The following is a 1481-nucleotide window of genomic DNA, read 5'->3' as shown; positions in this document are numbered from 1 at the left end:
GGTCTATTTAGCTTTCAAGGTACAAGATTCTTATATTTTCAAAAATATATTCAATTTTCCAAAGGTAAAATTTTCCCCTCTATATATAAACCTTACTTTCAGATGCTTTTGTTTCCACTTTTTAAAAATTTTTTTTAAAAAAAGTAGGGAACAAACTGCAAATCCGGTCTGTCCCCTACTCATTAGTTACTATTTAAGCATCTCTCTTAGCTTTTTTAAAATCTTATTTTTAAAACTGAAAATCTTCTTAGAAGATACCTGTTGCTCTTTTGCTAAATCACGAATGGTCATTTTTTTGAAATACAAAGAATCTATCACCTTTAGCTCTTCAGCATTTAGCTTTCGCAGTGCCTGATATAGATCCTTGATTCTCATTTTAGTTTCAATGATTTTTTCAATATCCACATCTTCATCTACAATGGAATTTAAATCAATCTTGTAATCCTCATACCCATAAACCTTATGTTTTTTATCTGATTTATTTAAATAAGCCTCATGATTGACTTGTTTTTTATATGCTTTATATATTTCATCGGATACATATATCTTTTCACCTTTTACATAGATATATTTTCTATCATCTGTCATTTGTGAAATCCTCCTTTTTATCCAAAATTTCAAATCCAATTTTTTGAACAAAAAAAGGAGGACTCCTGCATTTTGGCATGCGAAATCCTCTAATGAATAATACATATTCTATTTTCAGTTTGGGATAGTTCTATAAAGCTCCACAATTACATTCATAAAATTTAATAGTTACATGACTGAAAATTATAACCGCTTAATACTCTATTGCCTCTACTCTTTATTTCTTCAAAAAAGCTTTTATATTATCTGTCTTTTCTACCAAAAAGGCGGCATATCCATTAAACAATAGAGCATATATAAAAATTTTGAAAAATATCACTTATTAAAATATTTATCCATTAATTCAAGCCATTCTTCCCTTCCGGGGCTGTAATAAACGGCATCTCCCAAAATAAACCCTTCTCCGGTAAATAATTCAGGGTAGTACGGCGGGATCTGCAATTCTATTTCACTTCCATCTTTTTTTGTAAGAATCAACAAATCCTCATAAGATGTTGCCCCTAAATAATATACCTCGGAATTTTTTAAAACCTTTACTATTTCATTAACAGAATCCGCATCTTCTATGTTTAGAACCTTGTTCTGCCATTTTTCCGGGTTTTTTCGAATCCTTTTTATGGAAGAAATATCCTTAATTTCATTTAAAGAACGAACCTCGTAAAAATCTTTAACCATTTTATAAAGAGATTGATTCATATGGATAAAGGGTATACCTTCTCCCTCATCATTACACAAGTGTACATATTGACCATCTATTATTTCCGGGGGAACCGGGGTCTTATCACTTGTAATTATACCAAGCTCATCAGGTGAAATCGGCTTATATGCATAAAATTCTTCTCCATGCTTCCATTTATACATAGCTATGTACGAAGTCCCGAATGGCTCAATAG

Annotated in this window: 1 protein-coding gene and 1 pseudogene; both read right to left on the bottom strand. The window is 30.9% G+C overall.

Annotated elements, in window-relative coordinates; genetic code table 11:
• Positions 1 to 189: 189 nt before the first annotated feature.
• Complete coding sequence (locus J4O15_RS15755) at positions 190 to 588, bottom strand: sigma-70 family RNA polymerase sigma factor (protein ID WP_208101538.1); 399 nt, start codon at positions 586 to 588, stop codon at positions 190 to 192.
• Positions 589 to 903: 315 nt separating this feature from the next.
• Positions 904 to 1481, bottom strand: a pseudogene (locus J4O15_RS15750) (hypothetical protein); the annotation flags it as partial.

This window comes from Lachnoanaerobaculum sp. Marseille-Q4761 (genome assembly GCF_017565785.1).
In the GTDB taxonomy this organism is placed as follows: domain Bacteria; phylum Bacillota; class Clostridia; order Lachnospirales; family Lachnospiraceae; genus Lachnoanaerobaculum.
Note: the sequence above shows the minus strand (reverse complement) of the source record. Positions and strands in the feature narration are given on the sequence as shown.

Bases quoted from the DNA above. Each gene is read 5' to 3' on its own strand.
- J4O15_RS15755 (WP_208101538.1), bottom strand. From the start codon at position 588: ATGACAGATGATAGAAAATATATCTATGTAAAAGGTGAAAAGATATAT.